Annotated in this window: 18 protein-coding genes; 16 read left to right on the top strand and 2 right to left on the bottom strand. The window is 53.2% G+C overall.

The window, feature by feature from the left end:
- Window positions 1–29: 29 nt before the first annotated feature.
- Complete coding sequence (locus LRR79_RS11055; protein ID WP_231757264.1) at window positions 30–2,228, bottom strand: OsmC domain/YcaO domain-containing protein; 2,199 nt, start codon at window positions 2,226–2,228, stop codon at window positions 30–32.
- Between the two features lie 186 nt (window positions 2,229–2,414).
- Here LRR79_RS11055 and LRR79_RS11050 point away from each other — a divergent pair, with 186 nt between their 5' ends.
- Window positions 2,415–2,855, top strand: coding sequence for a hypothetical protein (locus LRR79_RS11050; RefSeq protein WP_231757263.1), 441 nt, complete (start codon window positions 2,415–2,417; stop codon window positions 2,853–2,855).
- An 85-nt stretch (window positions 2,856–2,940) separates the two neighbouring features.
- Here LRR79_RS11050 and dbpA read toward each other — a convergent pair whose 3' ends face one another.
- Window positions 2,941–4,344 carry an ATP-dependent RNA helicase DbpA gene (dbpA, locus tag LRR79_RS11045; RefSeq protein WP_231757262.1) on the bottom strand — a complete coding sequence of 468 codons (1,404 nt, stop codon included), beginning with the start codon at window positions 4,342–4,344 and terminating at the stop codon, window positions 2,941–2,943.
- 237 nt (window positions 4,345–4,581) lie between these two features.
- Between dbpA and LRR79_RS11040 the strand changes: the two genes are divergently transcribed.
- The 15 genes from LRR79_RS11040 to LRR79_RS10970 all read left to right on the top strand — a co-directional run bounded on the left by LRR79_RS11040 (window position 4,582) and on the right by LRR79_RS10970 (window position 19,031).
- Window positions 4,582–5,727 (top strand): FAD-dependent oxidoreductase, encoded by a 1,146-nt coding sequence (locus LRR79_RS11040; RefSeq protein ID WP_231757261.1) that lies wholly within the window; start codon window positions 4,582–4,584, stop codon window positions 5,725–5,727.
- A 706-nt stretch (window positions 5,728–6,433) separates the two neighbouring features.
- Entirely contained in the window at window positions 6,434–6,979 is a 546-nt protein-coding gene (gene fldB / locus LRR79_RS11035) for a flavodoxin FldB (RefSeq protein WP_231757260.1), read from the top strand.
- Window positions 6,976–8,532: an AMP-binding protein gene (locus LRR79_RS11030; RefSeq protein WP_231757259.1), complete on the top strand. Its 1,557-nt coding sequence runs from the start codon at window positions 6,976–6,978 to the stop codon at window positions 8,530–8,532. Before fldB ends, LRR79_RS11030 begins: the two co-directional genes overlap by 4 nt.
- The gene (locus tag LRR79_RS11025; protein WP_231757258.1) at window positions 8,523–9,380 is read left to right on the top strand and encodes a hypothetical protein; all 858 of its coding nucleotides are present in this window, start codon (window positions 8,523–8,525) and stop codon (window positions 9,378–9,380) included. Before LRR79_RS11030 ends, LRR79_RS11025 begins: the two co-directional genes overlap by 10 nt.
- A complete protein-coding gene (locus tag LRR79_RS11020; RefSeq protein WP_231757257.1) occupies window positions 9,377–10,420 on the top strand; it encodes a 3-oxoacyl-ACP synthase III family protein in 1,044 nt (347 codons plus the stop codon). The genes LRR79_RS11025 and LRR79_RS11020 overlap by 4 nt, the downstream gene beginning before the upstream one ends.
- Before the next feature lie 54 nt (window positions 10,421–10,474).
- A complete protein-coding gene (locus LRR79_RS11015; protein ID WP_231757256.1) occupies window positions 10,475–10,729 on the top strand; it encodes an acyl carrier protein in 255 nt (84 codons plus the stop codon).
- A complete protein-coding gene (locus tag LRR79_RS11010; protein WP_231757255.1) occupies window positions 10,726–12,240 on the top strand; it encodes a phytoene desaturase family protein in 1,515 nt (504 codons plus the stop codon). Before LRR79_RS11015 ends, LRR79_RS11010 begins: the two co-directional genes overlap by 4 nt.
- A gap of 4 nt (window positions 12,241–12,244) precedes the next feature.
- Window positions 12,245–13,219, top strand: coding sequence for a diiron oxygenase (locus tag LRR79_RS11005; protein ID WP_231757254.1), 975 nt, complete (start codon window positions 12,245–12,247; stop codon window positions 13,217–13,219).
- Window positions 13,219–13,548 (top strand): SCP2 sterol-binding domain-containing protein, encoded by a 330-nt coding sequence (locus LRR79_RS11000; protein ID WP_231757253.1) that lies wholly within the window; start codon window positions 13,219–13,221, stop codon window positions 13,546–13,548. Before LRR79_RS11005 ends, LRR79_RS11000 begins: the two co-directional genes overlap by 1 nt.
- A gap of 20 nt (window positions 13,549–13,568) precedes the next feature.
- Window positions 13,569–14,558 (top strand): beta-ketoacyl-ACP synthase 3, encoded by a 990-nt coding sequence (locus LRR79_RS10995; protein WP_231757252.1) that lies wholly within the window; start codon window positions 13,569–13,571, stop codon window positions 14,556–14,558.
- A 2-nt stretch (window positions 14,559–14,560) separates the two neighbouring features.
- Complete coding sequence (locus tag LRR79_RS10990; protein WP_231760018.1) at window positions 14,561–15,478, top strand: MBL fold metallo-hydrolase; 918 nt, start codon at window positions 14,561–14,563, stop codon at window positions 15,476–15,478.
- 7 nt (window positions 15,479–15,485) lie between these two features.
- Complete coding sequence (gene fabG, locus LRR79_RS10985) at window positions 15,486–16,235, top strand: 3-oxoacyl-ACP reductase FabG (protein WP_231757251.1); 750 nt, start codon at window positions 15,486–15,488, stop codon at window positions 16,233–16,235.
- A 45-nt stretch (window positions 16,236–16,280) separates the two neighbouring features.
- Complete coding sequence (locus LRR79_RS10980; RefSeq protein ID WP_231757250.1) at window positions 16,281–17,510, top strand: beta-ketoacyl-[acyl-carrier-protein] synthase family protein; 1,230 nt, start codon at window positions 16,281–16,283, stop codon at window positions 17,508–17,510.
- 9 nt (window positions 17,511–17,519) lie between these two features.
- On the top strand, window positions 17,520–18,539 hold the full coding sequence (locus LRR79_RS10975) for a beta-ketoacyl synthase N-terminal-like domain-containing protein (protein ID WP_231757249.1): 1,020 nt from the start codon (window positions 17,520–17,522) through the stop codon (window positions 18,537–18,539).
- A 9-nt stretch (window positions 18,540–18,548) separates the two neighbouring features.
- Window positions 18,549–19,031, top strand: a complete 483-nt coding sequence (locus tag LRR79_RS10970; RefSeq protein ID WP_231757248.1) for a 3-hydroxyacyl-ACP dehydratase FabZ family protein — start codon at window positions 18,549–18,551, stop codon at window positions 19,029–19,031.
- Window positions 19,032–19,068 lie beyond the last annotated feature (37 nt).

Raw genomic sequence — 19,068 nt, 5'->3', positions numbered from 1 at the left:
CCAGGCCCACCGCGCGGTAACCCGTCTGGTCAGGCTTTAGCACTGGCCGCCCGGGCCGTGTGCAGCTTTTTATAACTCTCAATCAAACGCAGATGCTTATCCAGGCCCTCCAGCTGCATGTTCGTCGGCGTGAGACCGTGGAAACGCACACTGCCATCCACCGACCCCACCACCGCATCCATGGTCGCCGTCCCAAACATCCGCTCCAGGTTATAGCGGTAATCTTGCAGCGCCAGATCCTCGTCCAGCTCAATCTCCAGCACCGCCTGCACCGCGCGATAGAACAGCCCACGCTCCACGGTATTGTCGTTGTACTGCAGGAAGGCCTCCACTAGCTCTAACGCTTCTTCATGGCGCCCCAGCGCGAGGTAGATCAGTATCTTCAGTTCCAACACCGTAAGCTGACCCCATACCGTGTTCTCATCAAACTCCACACCAATCAGGGTGATGATGGTTTCATAATTATCGATCTGGCTTTCTTCCAGCCGCTCCACCAGATCCGCCAGGGCTTCGTCATCCAGACGGTGCAGATTGAGAATATGTTCGCGGTAATCCAGCGCCTTGTTGGTGTTGTCCCAGATCAAGTCCTCCACCGGGTACACTTCCGAATAGCCCGGCACCAGAATACGGCAGGCCGAAGCGCCCAGGTCATCATAAGTGGCGAGGTAGACCTCTTTGCCCATCTCTTCCAGAATCGCGAACAGGCGCTCCGCCTCGGTCTGATTGGTATCAGCGTGGTTGCCGGAGAAGTCCCATTCGACAAATTCATAGTCGGATTTGGCACTAAAGAATCGCCAGGAAACCACCCCGGTAGAATCGATAAAGTGCTCGACAAAATTATGCGGCTCGGTCAATTCGAGGCTATTGAAGGTGGGCGGAGGTACATCGTTCAACCCCTCAAAACTGCGCCCTTGCATCAGTTCGGTCAGGCTGCGCTCCAACGCCACATGCAGGCTGGGATGCGCGCCGAAGGATGCGAACACACCGCCGGTGCGCGGGTTCATCAGGGTCACGCACATCACCGGAAATTGCCCCCCAAGCGACGCATCTTTCACCAGAATCGGAAAGCCCTGCTTTTCCAGCTCTTCGATACCCTCGAGAATATCCGGATACTTCTGCAGTATCGCTTTCGGCACGTCCGGCAGAGCAATTTCCTGCTCGAGAATCTGTTTTTTCACCGCCCGCTCGAAGATTTCCGACAGGCACTGGACCTGGGCTTCCGCCAGGGTATTGCCGGCACTCATCCCATTGCTGAGAAACAGGTTCTCGATCAGGTTGGAGGGGAAATAGACGGTTTCCCCATCAGACTGGCGTACAAACGGTAGAGAGCAGATACCGCGATCAGCGCGACCGGAATTGGTATCAATCAGGTTGGAGCCACCCAACTCCTCTTCCGGGTCATAAATTGCGCGGGTGTAGTCATCGAGTATTCCCTCCGGCAGCGCATCATCGTCCTCTAAGGGAAACCATTTTTCATTCGGGTAGTGCACAAACCCGGCGTTGGCGATCTCCTCGCCGAAAAACTGGTCGTTGTAGAAGAAGTTGCAGCTCAGTCGCTCGATAAATTCGCCCAGCGCAGAGCATAGGGCACTTTCTTTTGTTGCCCCCTTCCCGTTGGTAAAGCACATGGGGGAGGTCGCATCACGGATATGCAGGGACCACACGTGCGGTACGATGTTGCGCCAGGAGGCGATCTCGATCTTCATACCGAGATCGGCAAGGATCTTGGTCATATTGGCAATGGTCTGCTCCAGTGGCAGATCCTTACCTTCGATAAAGGTCTGGTGCTCCGCATCCGGCTCCACCATCAGCAGCGCCTGCGCATCTTCCGCCAGGTTTTCCACCGTCTCGATCTGGAAATCCGGTCCGGTCTGGATCACCTTCTTTACGGTACAGCGGTCAATGGAGCGCAGAATGCCCTGCCGGTCTTTCTCGGAAATATCCTCCGGCAGCTCCACCTGGATCTTGAAGATCTGGTTATAGCGATTTTCCGGGTCCACGATATTGTTCTGCGACAGGCGGATATTCTCCGTAGGGATATCTCTCGCCAGACAGTAAACCCGCACAAAATAAGCCGCACAGAGCGCAGAGGAAGCCAGAAAGTAGTCAAACGGGCTGGGAGCCGAACCATCGCCCTTGTAGCGGATGGGCTGGTCCGTAATGACGGTAAAGTCGTCGAACTTGGCTTCAAGACGCAGGTTTTCGAGGAAGTTGACGCTGATTTCCATGGAAACTACCGGATTGATAACTGAATAGGAGTGAGCAAACCGCGGCATTATCCCGATTTTGACCCGCTGCGTCTTGCCAGAATGCAGCAAGTAGCCGGCCTTCACGCAACTGTGAAGTACCGCAAAGCACCGCCGGGCGGCCAATCTATACTCGCGCCCCTCATCTACCCCACCAATGAGGTACTCATGAAGTTTTCGAAAACCCTGATCAGGATCGCCCTACCCCTCATGCTCGCTGTCCTGGCGACGCCGTCTATGGCAGCCAATAGGACTGGCGTCGGGCTTGGGGTCGCCCACGACCTGGGGCTGGGCGTGACCGCGCAGTTACGCGGAACCTCGATTTTCTTCAACAGCGATGCCATCGCCGTCGATATGCGCCTGCAGAACTTCACCAATAACCTGGGAACAGTACACGCCTACATTGATGCCGGAGGCTTTTATCGAGACGGCGACGGCAATGGCGACTACTACCAGACTGGAGTGCGCCTGCCCGTAGGTTTGAGCTTTGGTATTGCCCCCAGCCTGGAAGCCTACATTCAGGCGGTGCCACACTACGGGTTCAGCGATGTGGATTACTACGAGGGCTTCGACGTGGATGGCGCACTGGGAATACGCCTGCGCTTCTGACTCGCATCCGCCTCCCTATTGCTGCCCGCACGGGGCGCAATAGGGAACCCGAATTTTCCGCATGGACCACTAGTATTGCCGGCTATCAGACGCCCACAATACGCGCGCGAAACTTTCGTCCCTTGATCTTTCCGCTGGATAATTTTCCCAGCGCCTTTTTCGCGACGGGACGCTGCACCGCGACAAAAGTAGAAAAATCGAACAGCTGGATCTTCCCGATCATCGCCCCGTCAATTCCGCCCTCGCCGGTGAGCGCGCCAACTACATCGCCCGCGCGGACTTTCTGCTTTTTCCCACCATCGATCTGCAATGTAGACATCAGTGGGCGCGTCGGCACAAAGCCGGAATCCGGTTCCGGCACTTCCCGTAGAGCGATTTTCTGCTGAATCAGTGCTTCCAGGCGCTCCAGCTTGTAGATCTCTTTCTTACTCACCAGTGAGAGCGCCACGCCCTTCTGTCCTGCCCGCCCGGTACGACCCACACGGTGCACATGCACTTCTGGATCCCGCGACAGGTGATAATTCACCACCACTGGCAGCTCTTCGATATCCAGCCCCCGCGCTGCCACATCCGTAGCCACGAGCACAGAAGCACTGCCGTTGGCAAACAGTGCCAGCGTACGATCACGGTCTTTCTGCTCCATATCACCATGCAGTGCCAGCGCCGCAAAGCCCGCACGTTTCAGCGCTTGCGCGGCTTCTTCGGTCTCCTTTTTGGTGTTGCAGAATACCAGTGCTGATGAAGCATCATAGCTGGCGAGCAACTGATACAGTGCCCCCGGTCGCGCCTCATTGTTTTCCACCCGATAGTACTGCTGCTCAATCGTGTTTTGGGTGTGCGACGCTGCCACCTCCACTTTTAACGGGGTGCTAAGCACGCGGGAGGCCAATGCGTCGATGGTTTTCGGGTAGGTCGCAGAAAACAGCAGCGTCTGCCGCGCCTTCGGCAATTCTGCGAGTATCTGGTCCAGCACTGCCTGGAAGCCCATATCGAGCATCCGGTCCGCTTCATCCAACACCAGGGTCTCCACATGCTTCAGATCGAGATTACCCTTACGCAGGTGATCTTCAATACGCCCCGGGGTACCCACGACGATATGCGCGCCATGCTTGAGAGATCCGATCTGAGGCCCAAATGGCATACCACCGCACAGGGTCAGAATTTTGATGTTGTGAATGGCCCGCGCCAGCTTCCGCAGCTCCCGCGCCACTTGATCTGCCAGCTCACGGGTGGGGCATAGCACCAGCGACTGCACACGAAACTGCTCTACGTTCAATTTGTGCAACAATCCCAGGCCAAACGCCACCGTCTTCCCCGACCCGGTCTTGGCCTGCCCGATCACGTCCCGGCCCGCCACAATGGCCGGCAGCGCCATCGCCTGAATTTCGGTCAGCTGTTCGTAGCCCAGATCCTGAAGGTTTTTCAGTAGCGGCTTTTGAAGAGGAAGCGACTGGAAGTCACGGGGGTGATTGGAGTCAGATTGGGTCACAGAGGAAGCTCGACTAATAGAGGGGAATACCAAAGGTGCGTATTGTAGATAAGGTGCCCTCTATTTCCTATCGACTTATACTGACCGTGCAGACCGCGCGTACCCATATAGATAGAAGATTAGACAGACGGCTGGAGGGCCACGGGTTCTACTGGCACAATCCATACGATTTCATCCGCGGGACGAAGCGGCAGTAACGGCCCAGTTGACAACGCCAGGGAAAGCGAGGCTCACACCATGAAAACGGATATAGCGATCATTGGCGGCGGCCTGGCAGGACTGGCTACGGCCTGTGGATTGGAGGCCGCCGGTCGGGACTACCGCCTGATCGAACAGCGACAACTGCCTGTTGCCGAGGGGATGGGAATAGTCCTGCATCCATCCGGATTGCACGCACTGCACCAGCTGGGCATAGACTACCGCCATCTGGATGGCTACATTCCTCTCAGCGAGATGGTCTTTGGGACCCCCGGAAACCCGTACATCGCCGCACAAGAGATGGGCTATGAAGGCTATCCAGTGGCTTCGACGTTGCGCGCCACCCTGCATCAATTACTTTATCGTCATGTCAACAAACAGTACTGCCTGCCAGAACGCCAACTGATCACCGCTACCCGGCACAGCGAGAACGAGACGCACCTGGCACTTTCCTCCGGCGAGGTCGTCAGAGCACGCAACGTCCTCTTTAGCGACGGCATTCACGGTTTTGAAGCCACTGCAGAAAACAACAAAGCCACAACACAGGGAGTCTGGCGCTGGCTGATTGATGGCGTGCTCGATCAGGAACGAGCGTACGAAATACATAATGGAAAATTCCGACTGGGGATCTTTCCTGTGTCGCAGAGCTGCTCCTATATATTTCTGACTTCACAACCGTGTGCATTCGCACGCGAGTCAAAGTACCGTAATGAAGACATCCAGCAGATACTGCACCGTTTTGGTAAGCCCGGGGCATTTGTCCGCAACGGGATCAACGCTGATACAAAAGTCCGCTTTGATCAGATATCGGAGAACGCGGTCCGCTGGACAAACGATAGCGGATTCTTACAGATAGGCGACGCCGCACACGCAGTAACACCTAATCTGGGTATGGGAGCCTCTCTCGCTTTTGAAGATGCGGCAGTACTCGTACAACTGGTTCAATCCAACCCCCCGCCCACTCTCACTCGTGAATTGATACATTCGTACATTAAGCGGAGGCACAAACGAGTCCGCGCGATAAAATCCTATTCAAAGATGTTCGGGGTATTTGCGCACCTGCCGGGGCAGCGGTTGAATTATGCAAAGATTACCGGGTTGAAATATCTCTCTCAGATTCCACTGGTCAGTAATGGCGATGCGATTTACAAGCAGTACTTCAAAGATATGCCAAAACAGGAATAACCCTTCCCCCCGCCGGCTTTCACGCTCACTGCTCCCCTCCTGCTACTCCCCCGCTCTTAGCTATCTTCCGCTGTTCCCGTACGAAAATCGCTCCACGCTGAAAATATGTATCAACATGAACTCTTGTACCATTAAATTTCCGCAAGAAAATAACTAATTACGCGCCTTTATTAAAAGGCCACCCAATTCACACGAATGTGCCAGATAAAAAGCATGTACAGGTGTTCCAGGATTATCCCGATCCCGCACAACCGGAAAAAAACAGAAATAACATCGAAAAACCCAAAGCAAAAGCAAAAATATTTCACTTGCCCGCAATAATACCTTCGCAACAAATACGATCGTACAAACACGGTTACATCGCGAAATTCAACGGCAGGATGAATACTGCGAAACCCCTTCGGTGAAAAAATTAAAATTACACCGAGGCACACTACTGAGAAACAAATTGCGCGTTGACGAAAAAAAATTTTCCTGCTGAAATGCGCCGCCTTGCTACCGCAGCAATTTTTCCCACCAAAAAATTTTGATTGAGAATATTTTTTTACATTAAGAATTTTTATGTAACAAAACTTCGCTAGCGTACACCGCAGATCAATCGACACAGATAGCCCAACTGGCTCCGGTACCACTTGCGCTGGAAGCGACACTGCTTCCCGCAATGCCGTGGCCTCAGGCTTACGAATTACCAACGGATGGTTTTATTGTGAAAATTGGAATTTATTTTGACTCCACATCCGGCAATACCGAAGTTGCCGCCAGACAGGTGCAGGAATTCTTTGGGGATGACCTTGCCGAACTGAACACAATTTCCGAAGCTGGTTTTTCCGACCTCGAAACCTGCGACCTGGTGATATTCGGCATTCCAACCTGGGACTACGGTCACCTGCAGTCCGACTGGGAAGAGCTCTGGTCCGAACTCGAAGAAACAAATCTTTCTGGTACAACGGTCGCCCTGTTTGGACTTGGCGATCAGTACGGATATCCAGAGTGGTATCTGGATGCCATGGGCATCTTGCACGACCTGTGTGTGGAAAAAGGCGCGAATATTGTCGGTCGGTGGCCAAACCAGGGCTACGAATTTGAAGCCTCCAAAGCGCTGACCGAAGATGGATCACACTTCGTGGGCCTGGCCCTGGATGAGGACTGCCAGCCTGAGAAAACCGAACAGCGGATTACCCAGTGGTGCTCGGCACTGCTCGAAGAATTGACCCAGAAGCGCGACATTGCTGCGGAGGTGGCCGCAGTATGAGTGCCATCCCCTGCTACCGTGAGAACCTCGCTGAATTACTTCTTTCGAATAAGCACCACGAATCGGCAGATACGCTGTATCTGTACAAAGAAGATCAGATCCGGCGAAAGCACTTTTCGGCATCGGTCAGAGCACTTGCCAGCGAGCTGCAGAGTGCAATCAACCCGGGCGATCACATCCTGATAATGCTTAACGACTCGCCCTCTCTCGCACAGATGTTTCTGGCAGTCATTGCCGTGGGCGGTATACCGGCAATTATCAACCCGAAAATTCGCAATGAAACCGTCGAAGAAATGATCAGCCAGAAGACCCCGGCGTTCATTGTTACTTCCTTTGAAAAAGCCCATACACTGCCTCACTGGTCTGATATCGAGATCATCATTTTTGAAGAGGCCGCGCCGGGAGGGACACAGCTGTCCCCTGAGCAATTTGGCTTCGCGTGCGGAAATCCAGAATGGAACGACTTTCACAGAGTTCCCAACAATGAGGTTTGCTACCTCCAATATACTTCGGGATCTACCGGAACCCCGAAAGGGGTCATGCATTCCACATCGGGCACTATGGCGTTCTGCAAGGCGGTGGCAGAGAACCTGCTCGCACTCCATGCCGGTGATATCTGCTATTCCGCGCCCAAAATGTTCTTTGGTTACGGTATGGGGAACTCTCTGTTCTTCCCCATATACGCTGGTTGCACGGCGATTCTGGATGATGCATGGCCTACGCCGAAGGGAATAATCGCCAATATCGCTCAATACAAGCCCTCTGTACTCTTCGCGGTTCCCGCCATCTACAGCGCGCTAGAGAGCCAGGCAGGTCTGATCGCAAAGAGCGTCAGCAAAGCCGTATCCGCAGGCGCACCTCTTCCAGAGGCGGAGTATCGGTACTGGATCAGTCAGGGTATTGAAATCTGCGATGGAATCGGCGCAACCGAAGTTGGGCACATTTTTCTCGCAAACCGCCTTGGAAGGTCTCGCCCCGGGGCCACCGGCCAGGTGCTACCGGGCTACCAATGTATGCTTGTCGACGAGAGCGGCGATGAAATAGTCAACACCGGCACGCAGGGCGTGCTACTGGTAAAAGGCGGCAGCGTCAGTTCGGGCTACTTTGGCCAACCGGAGAAAACATCCGAGAAGTTCGACCAGGGCTGGTACAGAACTGGCGATAATTTCGTAATGGACGCCGACGGCTACTATTACTATCGCGGCCGCGAAGACGACATGTTCAAGGTAAATGGGCGATGGGTTACCCCCGCCCTTATTGAGCATAGTCTACTTGAAGAATTCCCCTCGATTCTCGAATGTGCCGTTATCCCATCCGCCCACGGCGCCGCCCCCGTCCAACCGGTACTTTTTCTGGTCGCCGATCAACACTCGGTAACGACAGAAACAGTGCTTGCCTTCATACAGGACCGCTTCGATTCTTACATGCATCCGGTAAGAGTCCTGTATCTCGAAAGCCTACCCCGGAATGACAACGGGAAAGTGGTTCGAAAGGAAATGACCAGAATGGCAACCCAGCAGAACGATCCTGTGGAGGCTCCGATATGCGCATAATCGATGCTGATTGCTATCTGCCTGAAACTGTCGTGAGTGAGAAGCCTACTTACGCTCAGGAACGTTATTCGATTCGCTACGCAAAGTTCGAAAACGGAACGGTAGGTATCGACTACCTGAAACCAATGGCGATCGGGCTGCTGGAAAATCACCAGATTAATCCTGAAGAGATCGATCTGATTGTTTCGCTCTCGCTGGCTCCTGATCATCTGGTGCACGACACCAGCATCATGGGCCCGAAGATCGGCCATCCCTTTCAGGGCGCGATCGGTGCGAGCAAGGCGTTCGTGTTTGACCTGATGGAGTCCAGCCTGGCAAAAGCACTGTCAATCATCAACACCCTCGCTATTGCCGAGTCGTACCGCAACATTCTGCTGATCCGATACGACCAGAACCAGTCTTTTGAGCAAGACCAGAGAAGCGGTTTTATCAGCTCTGACGGTGTCGCTGTAGCGTTACTCGAAGCGGATCCCGCACAGGCTACCGCAACCTACGCGCTCGAAAAGGCGATCGCCCCCCTGAGCATTGACCTTAATACGGACATCAAGTCGGCGGACGACAGGAAAGGTCGCTTCAACCTTACCTTTCAGCCCGAACTCTATAGTGACATCGCAGCAACTTGTGCCGCAGCACACGCGCGGAACTCAGCGGCCTACGATACTCCGGTTGTCGAGTCCTGGCTTAATGAGAAGACAGAAGATCAACTGAATGCTGGACCATTCACGCTCTTTCAGTGGGTGAAAAGCAGCCAACCCAGAGCCGCGGGAAAAATCGGCGTTTACTCTTTTGATCCATTCGCATCCGCGATTGACTTCGTGACTGTGACCGTGGAAGGAGAAAAAGCATGATCAAAGCGAAAATTGCATCAATCACGAGTCAGCTGCCTGCCCGAAAGTTTAAAAATACGGACCCGATATTTGGCCACCTGCCAGAAATGTCACAGCGGTGGTGGCGTTTCTGGGGAATCGACGAGCGGGGTTACTTTAGTCCTGACCTCGGTGAAGATGAATTGCGCGTTTCTCTTACGGTGCTCGACCGCCTTCTAAAGGCCAATAGTTTGAAGCCGGCAGATGTTGACCTCGTTATCTGCGCTGCATCCTGCCCGGTTCTGACCAATATTGGCAGCGTAAAAGGTACCAATCAGCCTCGGCTCTACCCCAGGTTAAGCCGGGTCTTGCGCGAGGAGGCGGGACTGATCAATGCCATGCACTTCGATATTCAGATGGAGTGTGCGAGCTTTCTACTGGGGCAAAAACTGGCCGCCTCGTATATCGAACAGGGAAAGGTTCGAAACGCCGTTGTACTTTGCTGTGAATACATCTCCAACATGATGGATTACACCGACCGAAGCTCCACGATATTCTCGGATGGATGCGCGGCGGCCCTGCTCACCGCCAGCACAGATGAAGGTGAATTACTGGCCAGCGCACAACATAGCAACGCCACGCATTACTCGATCGCCACCGGAAAATGGCGTGCACCTTCCGGTGACAGTGAAAGCCATAGAACCAAACTCTACTTCAGCCTGGATGAAGACGGCCAGAAGCAGATGCAGGAATTTGTTCCGCAAAACGTACCGATCGCAGTGCACCGAGCCCTGAAGAAAGCGGGTCTGCAAAGCAGCGATATCGGTGAGTTCGTATTCCACCAACCCTCCCCCCTGCTCGTCCACGCATGGGCAACCGGAGTTGACTGCCCCGAGGAAAAATACCTCACCACCATGTACAAAGCGGGCGTCATGGTGTCGGCCTCTATTCCATACACTCTCCACCAGTCATTAAAGCAGGGTCGCATTCAAAAAGGCGACAACATTGTGATGGCTGGCGCCGCAACTGGATGGGGGTTTGCGGCACAGGTTTGGCGAATCGGCGACATGGTAATTTGCTGAAGATCAGAAACTTAACCGGGGACCTCCCCAAACTTTCTCACAACAGGTGACATTATGGATAATCTTATCGAGACAATTCGAAGCCTCGCAATCGAAGCCGGCGAACTTGAGGATATGGAAATCGGGCTTCAGGACAACCTGGAAGAAGTAGGTCTCGACTCTCTTGCCGGCCTGGAGATCACGGTTGGGCTGGAGAAAAAATACAAGGTGAAGGTGCCACCTTCTCGCTACGAGGAAATGGTAACCATCCAGGCCATTGCCGACTTGATCAATGAACTGATTGAAGAAAAAGAAACCGCGACGGCTTGATTGAGATTCATTCAATGAAGGAACGAGCGAAAATATTTGCTGACGAGCTTGTCGTTGGTGCAGGACTTACCGGCTTGGTCTACGGAAACGTAGCCGCTGCCGCCGGAAAGCGCGTTGTCGTCATCGATAAACACACCAAAGTTGGTGGCTACGCCACCAACTTTGCGCGCAAGGGCGAGTACATTTTCGACTGCAGCCTACATAAGATCACTGGATTCGGCGAGAGCGGAAACCTGGAAAATGCATTGGGTCGCGCAGGATTACTCAATCTGGTCGAGTTCGAGACCTATGAACACCTGACGAACATCTTCATCGGGAAGCGCAATCTTCGGATCTCGGCGAAACCGGATGAGTTCGTTGCGCAATTACTGCGTGAATTCCCTGACGAAAGGGAGTCAATTCACCGATTCATCGCGGATATCAAGGGTTGTGGCTATCAAAACTATATGATTGCACGGCTGGCATTGGGGGAATACGAGCTCAGCTTTGAAGAGATTGTACGCGGAAGGCAATTGAGCCGCATCACTACCTATGACTATCTCTGCACACTGTTTCGAAACCGTGAGCTGATCACCCTTTTCTGCGCGATCGCCATCAACCTCGGGGTTGAGGCTTATGAAGTAGATGCGCTCTACTTCCTGCACTTTGCCTACACCTTCTTTTTCACCGAGAAGCGGTATGTGAGAGGCTCATCACAGGCACTTTCTGACACGCTTGCTGACGAGTTTGTACGCCGAGGCGGCGAACTGATCGTACGTGAAGAAGTGAGTTCGCTCAAAACAGACGGTGACACTGTCACAGGCTGCCTATCCAGACGGTACGATATTACCGCGGAGCATACGGTGTTTACCGGCTGCCCCCACCAGATACCCAACCTTACGCCTCCGAGCCCGGCGCTAGACAGCTTCACCGGGAAGCTCGAATCTCTGGAGTTTGGGCTGGGTGCGTTCATCGTGTATCTGGGGCTTGACCGAGCACCAAGCGAGATTGGTATCACGAAAGATGACTACCTGTTCGCATCGACGCAATATCTGGACTGTGCCGACGGTCTCTCTGCATCAGATGAGAGATACCAGCACTGGCCACTTTCGGTATCGAATTACTCGGTTCTGGACAGCACATACGGAAATGTCATTCAACTGGAGGTGTTAGATCATCAGTCGGACTGGTTCGAGCTGGACCGACAGTCCTATAAACGAAGAAAAATCGCCATTGCCCAGCTTCTTATCGACCGATTTGCGTCACATTTTCCGGATATCAAAAAGCACATCCGGTACTTCGATGTATCGACACCCAGAACCAGTAAGAAGTTTACCAACTCATACGGGGGATCGTCGTTCGGGTACAAGCCAATCCCGAAGAGAAACGTTCGATTCCTGCAAAAACCACCATTTCAGGGACTTCAATTCGTTGGCACCTGGATAAATGGTGCCGGTTATGAACCCGCCATGTGCCTGGGGTTCACCGCAGCCACCATCCGAAATCGCCAGCAAGTTGCAGAAGGAGCATAACGTCATGTCTCAGCAGGCTACCGTAGACCAATCCAATATTGACCGCATCAACAAAGTCACTGAGCGGCTCATTCTGTCCTCAGAAAAAAAGTCCATGAGCACCCTTCACGATCATCCATGGAACCTGGAAGTTCTGGAGCCGCCCTATCTGAAGAAAAAGGAGCGCATTTCCATTTATGGCACAGAGTTCTGGGACAAAGCCACACCGGAGGAGATCCAGAAACTGTCTCAAGAAGAGATGATCACCTGGTGGTCTGCCTTTGTGCACCTGGAATCCCTTGTTGTCGAGTACTACATGAAGGAACTCAACAACGGAGCCTTCGATGATCTTCCGCTGGTAAGAGACTATATGAAGCACTTCATCAAGGAAGAGCTGGTCCACACCCTCGTTTTCAAGAAAGCCATTCGGTATTACGGCAGCGATATATACCCGATGCCGGACTTTCTCAGAACCTTTTACGACGATAACGCCGGTACTGGCCAATACCCCCTGATGGCGGTTTTCCTGACCATGGTCATCGAATGGATTGCTGATGAATACCAGCGGCTTGACGTTGATGCCGATTATGTGCACCCCATGGCAAAGGCCGTAGTACAGGCCCACTGGAAAGAAGAGATGCGGCACATCAAGTGGGGTCAACAGATGATTCAGAACCTGATCGACAGTGACCCCACCTTCAAACAGCAAGCTCAGGAGTTAACCGCGGTCTATCTTCGCCAGCTGGTTGATCAAGGTATCACCAATATCGACTGCTTTGAGAAGATCGGATTTCAGGACCCGGCTTTCCAGGACCACGAACGCCTGCTCGATGTCATTCTCTGTTCTGAGCACCGACAGCAGTTAAATGATCAACTCGTCATGCCCTCTATTCACTACTTTGTGAAGTCTGGTATCTACCATCCGGACTACCACGATATCTGGGTGATGCAAGGTTTCGAGCGCGTTATCAATAAAGCATTAGCAAAGGGTCAACACTGATGTCTCAACGGCTAAATTCGATCGAAGAAGTCATCCACTCTATGGATGCGCGCTTCCAACCCGACGCAAGCAAAGGCGTGGATGCAAAGTATCAATGGATTATCAACGGCGAAAATGGCAAAGAGTTCTGTATCCATGTCAACAATGGTGCTTTCTCCATTCTTGATGGCCGCAAAGAAAACCCGGATGTCACTTTTGAGACTGACGAGCACTCCTATCTGCGGCTTGTAAATAACGAATTGAAAGGAATGACAGCGATATTGACCCGTAAACTGCTGGTGAAGGGCAATATCTATCTCGCCAGTAAAATGGACAATATTTTCAAATAATTGAGGCAGCGGAAAATCTCATGGCTTTAGAGATAGCGGGAATGGGTTGCACAATACCCGATCGGTGCGTGTCGAATGCGGACCTCGTCAATATGATGAATACGTCAGAGGAGTTCATTATCGAACGCACTGGTGTCATTTATCGACATCACGCGGCAAGCGGTCAAGCATGTAGCGACTTAATGATTCCCGCCGCAATACAGGCAATGGAAAATGCTGGAATCGGCCCGTCGGAGATCGACTTTCTGCTGGTCAACACACTGTCGCCAGACCACCACGACCCATCTCAGGCCTGCTTGATCCAGCGGAAGCTGGGACTGGACTGTGTGCCGGCCATGGATCTGCGCGCCCAGTGCAGTGGTTTCGTTTACGGCCTCGAGCTGGCTGATGCACTCCTCAACAATGAAAAGTACGAGAACATCCTGATTATTTGCGGTGAAGTATTGTCCAAGCGCATGGACTGCTCCGATCGGGGAAGAAATCTTGCCATTCTTCTTGGAGATGGTGCGGCAGCGGCGGTTGTTCGCAAAACAGACGATTCAGCATCGGGAATGCTGGATTGCCAGCTGGGCGCAGACGGCAATTATTTCGACCTGCTGATGACGAAGGCCCCAGGATCCGCAGGTATGCGATTCCTGACCCCAGAGCAATTCGAGGCAGGAGAAACCGAGTTCGTCATGAACGGACGCCCAATGTTCGAACACGCGAGCGGAACCCTGATTCGGCTGGCAAAGGAAACCCTCGAACACAATGATTTGACACTGGATGACATCGACTACGTGATATGTCATCAGCCTAATCTCCGGATACTCGACTGTGTTCGCGAGGAACTTCGCATCCCAAAAGAGAAATTCCTGGTAACAGTACACAAGCTCGGCAACATGGCCTCGGCGTCCCTACCGGCGACTCTCGCTTTGAACATGAACCGCCTTTCATCTGGCCAGACGGTGCTCTGTCTTGCCTATGGGTCGGGCGCCACCTGGGGAAGCCTGGTGTATCGAGTGCCTTGAACATGCAGATCCCACTCCGCGACGACCACGAATGTGAGCAGCTGCTGGTTCTGGGATCAGCCAATGTTCCGGTTTACGTTGCACCAATCAACGACAGAGAGTTCGCTTTATTTGAGGGAGGCATCAGTCGTGACTGTGATCTGTTCATCGAGCAGCTGCAAGCACGTGGAATAGATCTCAAGGCAATTCGCTACTGGTTTATATCCCATAAGCACTATGACCATTGCGGGATGCTTTGCTATGTCGCGCCACTTATGCCGAATGTCGAAATTGTCGCTAGCCGGGCAACCATCGAAAGTTGGCAGAGTGCGTCAACTCGAGATGTCATTGACCGATTGAATGCGACCCTGGGCACTCCGGAAATTGGGAGATCGTGCCAGCGCCTGGATAAGCTTCCTGTAAAAGCAATTGATCCCGGTGCGTCATTTGTAGCTGGCAACCATCTGACGGTTACTGCTGTGGCAACACCCGGGCACTCGCCGGATCACACTTGCTTTTACGATGCCAGAAGACAGCGACTCTTCACTGGTGACTGCCTGGGCGAGCTCGACCCTGTAACCAGATGTTGGCGCCCGCTGATATTTGACGATGCGGAAGCCTATCTGGAATCGCTCCGGGCGCTGTGTAAGTTGCCGGTCCGCGAGATAGTGACGGCGCATCACGGAATTCTCTCACCCGAGGGTGATGAAAACCTTATTCAGAATTGTCTGGTTCACACTCAGCGTTGCATCCAGGAAATTCAAGCGGCTGACTGTAGGGAGGGGATCGTCGAGCAGCTACACCAGCAGTGGCATAGCGTCAGCGCGCCATTTGTGCCAAGAAAGCTTCATCGAAGCAGTATGGAGCGGATGGTCGATCTGATCCTGCGCCTGCCTTTAAATTCATCCGGAAAACATTCTGACTTAAAAGCATTAATGTGAGAAAACAATGTACAGCTCATTAAAAGATAAAACGGTCATCGTCACAGGTGGTACAAGAGGGATTGGCAAAGGAATCGTGGACGCTCTCTGCCAAAGTGGCGCAAAAGTTATATTCACCTACCGGAGCAATGAGGCATTGGCACGTGATATTGAGGGCAGTAATGTCGAAGCAGGTCGCCACTGTCGCGGCGTACAGGCAGATGTATCTGACGCGGCGCAATGCCAGGCCCTTGTAGAAGATGTGTTAGCACAGGAGGGTAATCTCTACGCGCTGGTCAACAATGCCGGCATCACCGCCGATCAGGCATTTATGACGATGCCTGCGGAAAACTGGGATAGCGTGATTGGCACCAATCTGTCAGGCAGCGCCTATATGACCCAGGCCGCTCTGAAGCAGATGATTCACCAGGATCGTGCCAAAGTGCTGTTCATTTCCTCGGTGAGTGGCCTCCAGGCGAGCGCAGGACAGGCAAACTATTCTGCCTCCAAAGCGGGGCTGGTAGGCCTGACCAAAACACTGAGCCACGAGATGGCGCGCTTTGGTGTACAGGTCAACTGTATCGCCCCGGGATTTATCCGAACGGACATGGTCGAGCAGATGAATGAGCAGGCCATGAAGAAACTCACCAAACTGATTCCCGCAAGACGCGTAGGCGAAGTGAGTGAAGTGGCCAAAGCCACACTGTTCCTGTTGTCAGATCACGCGGATTATATCACCGGACAGACACTGGTTATTGATGGCGGCTTGAGCGCCTAGCACAACTTACCCGCGCGAAATCAACTGCGCCACAAGGAGAGTACAATGCGAAGAGTAGTAGTTACGGGTATCGGGGTGGTATCACCTCTCGGCAGTCAGATTCAGTCATTCTGGGGAGGATTGATGGATAGCCAGAGTGGGATAGACACGCTGTCGAAACTGGACGCGGATAAATACCCTCGCCCTCTGGCAGCCGAAGTGAAAGACTGGGATCAGTTGCCGCAAAGCAAAGACCAGAGCCTGACTACCTATGGGCAGGCAGTGGGATATAGCGTGGCTGCGGGGAGCATGGCCCTTACGGATGCAGGTCTCAACATTGACCCGAATAGACCGAACAATTACGGGGTTCTCGTTGGTACTACTATGGGCAACCAGGATCTTGTGGAGCGCGCGATTGACCGGCACGACCTGCAAGAGGATCAGGATCCGGCCATTGTCTCCAAAGCCGATATTCAAAACTTCAGTCCCGCGAAGCTGAGTGCTGAGACCGCAAAACGACTGGCAATGTACGGCGGATCCGCAACATTAGTGAACGCCTGCGCGGCTGGAAACTACTCTGTTGGGGTGGGCTTTGATCGGATTCGCAGTGGCCGCAATGACGTTATCCTGGCTGGTGGTGCGGACCCATTCAGTCGTACCTGCTACACCATTTTCCATCGCCTCAATGCATCCACCAAAGGGCCCTGTCGTCCTTTCGACGAGCACCGCGATGGAATGGTCGTGGGTGAAGGCGCTGCGTTTTTGGTACTGGAAGAGCTGCAACATGCCAAGGCGCGCAATGCGAAAATCTACGCAGAAGTCACCGGGTACGCCCTTACCTGTGATGCCTACCACGCTACCGCACCACATCCAGAAGGGAACGGTGCAGTACGGGCGATGGAGCAGGCGCTGAAAATGGCCGATATCGAAAAAGCGGATATTGACTATATTAGTGCACATGGTACCGGAACCCGTGCGAACGATGAATCGGAAGCAATTGCACTTCATCGTGTCTTCGGCGACACCTTGCGCGAAGTTCCGGTAAGTTCAATCAAATCTCTGATTGGTCATTGTATGGGAGCCGCAAGCGGATTCGAAGCGGTTGCCTGCGTTCTGGCACTAAAGGAGCAGGCATTGCCACCCACGGCAAATACGGAAACCCTGGATCCTGCGTTCCCCTACCCGCTCGATATTATTCCTAATCACGCCCGGGAAGCGAAAGTCGATCATGTACTGAGCAATGCATTTGCCTTCGGTGGCAATGTCGCTTCCATTGTAATGAGCCGCTACGAATAAGGTGCCACCATGACGTTTGCCATAGAACAAATTACCGTTAAATTTCCAGAGTCCATTGCCGCTGACTCATACTATGACGCCATCAAATCACAGGCGCTGACGGGCACCTTTTCCAACTACGATGCGGACAAAAGCATTGGGAAAAGTCGCCACCTGAGTGCAGCCACAAAATTATTCAGCTCTACCGCCCACAGGCTTCTAGCCGACACAGAGGCAAAAATTGCACTGGAGACGGATCCGGGTGCCATTGGCATTTTCTTCGCCGGCGAAAACATTAATCTGGAGGATGATTTCGCATTTGATATGTGTGCGCGGAATCACGGACCGGATTACGTGAGCCCCCTGCACGCCCCAAACACCCTGTCAAACGTGGTCGCCAGTCATTTTGCGCGTTTCGCAGGAATTCAGGGTCCCAATTGTACTGTCTCCTCCGGTCAATCCGGTCTTGCACATACGCTGGATCTCGCTTTTCTGAGCATTGAGAACGAGTCCATCAACAGGGGCATCGTAGGTGCAGTGGAGGTGTACTCGCCTTATCATCAAACGCTCACCCCAACGCCAAGAGAGGTGGCATGTGGTTTCGTGGTCCGTCGCTGTCAGGAAAGTGACCTGGTGCGCATCCATATTCCAACCCTTTTCACCAATCCGACGCCAGACGTAAATAACGCGGTGGCAGCAATCAATCAGGCGGTTAACGGACAGAACCTCCCTAATGGCCTTGATTGCCTCGTGATTACGGCTTCATCCGGATTCTACGGCGCCAGTAAAGCATTAGCGGCGGCGATGTACGCGAGCAACAGTGCGCAGTATGTGATCGATGGTGAGGCATGGCTCGGCCAGGCGGGCGAATGTGCCAACTCGTTTCTCTTCGCCGGGTGGGCGAATGAACTATTGTCGCAGAACCTGCAGGTTCCAGAAGAGGCAGGACCGTTCCTGTATGGGGAGCCGGTAACAGCGCCTTCGACCATTGGCATCCTGGCGTGTGATGATGACGGACAACACAGCCTTGTGGTTTTTCAGAAGCAGTAGGACATGCAAATGATTGAAAACATCGATGTGTGCGATCTTATACCGCATCGCGACCCGTTTTTGCTGATCGATGAAGTCATCGAGTATTTGCCGGGCGAGGCTCTACACGCGCAGCGTTCGGTAAGCGATGACGACTACTGGTTCAAGGGGCACTTTCCCGGCTTTCCGATCATGCCGGGTGTGCTCGTAACCGAAGCATTGGCGCAGTCATGTGCCGCGTTTCTCGCGCTGGAATCAAGATATTCCACGGCAGCTCAAGAAGCGTCTCCAGCAAAGGTATATGTTCTGTTGCACTCCGACATCAAGTTTCCAAAAGCGGTATTTCCCGGTGCGCTACTGGAGCTACGGGTAAAAATGGTGAGCGACAGTGAAGCATTTCGGGAATTCAGAGTCCAGGCGGTACAGAAAGGCAAAATCTGTGCACGCGGTACGCTTAAAGTTTCAGCCACCAGCATGGAGGTGATTGATCAGGCGAAAACAGAGCCCGCATAAACCTGGCAACTCTCCGATTACTTACAAACTCATCATC

The organism is Microbulbifer elongatus (genome assembly GCF_021165935.1).
Lineage (GTDB): Bacteria > Pseudomonadota > Gammaproteobacteria > Pseudomonadales > Cellvibrionaceae > Microbulbifer > Microbulbifer elongatus.
This window is presented reverse-complemented; position numbering and strand designations above follow the sequence as displayed.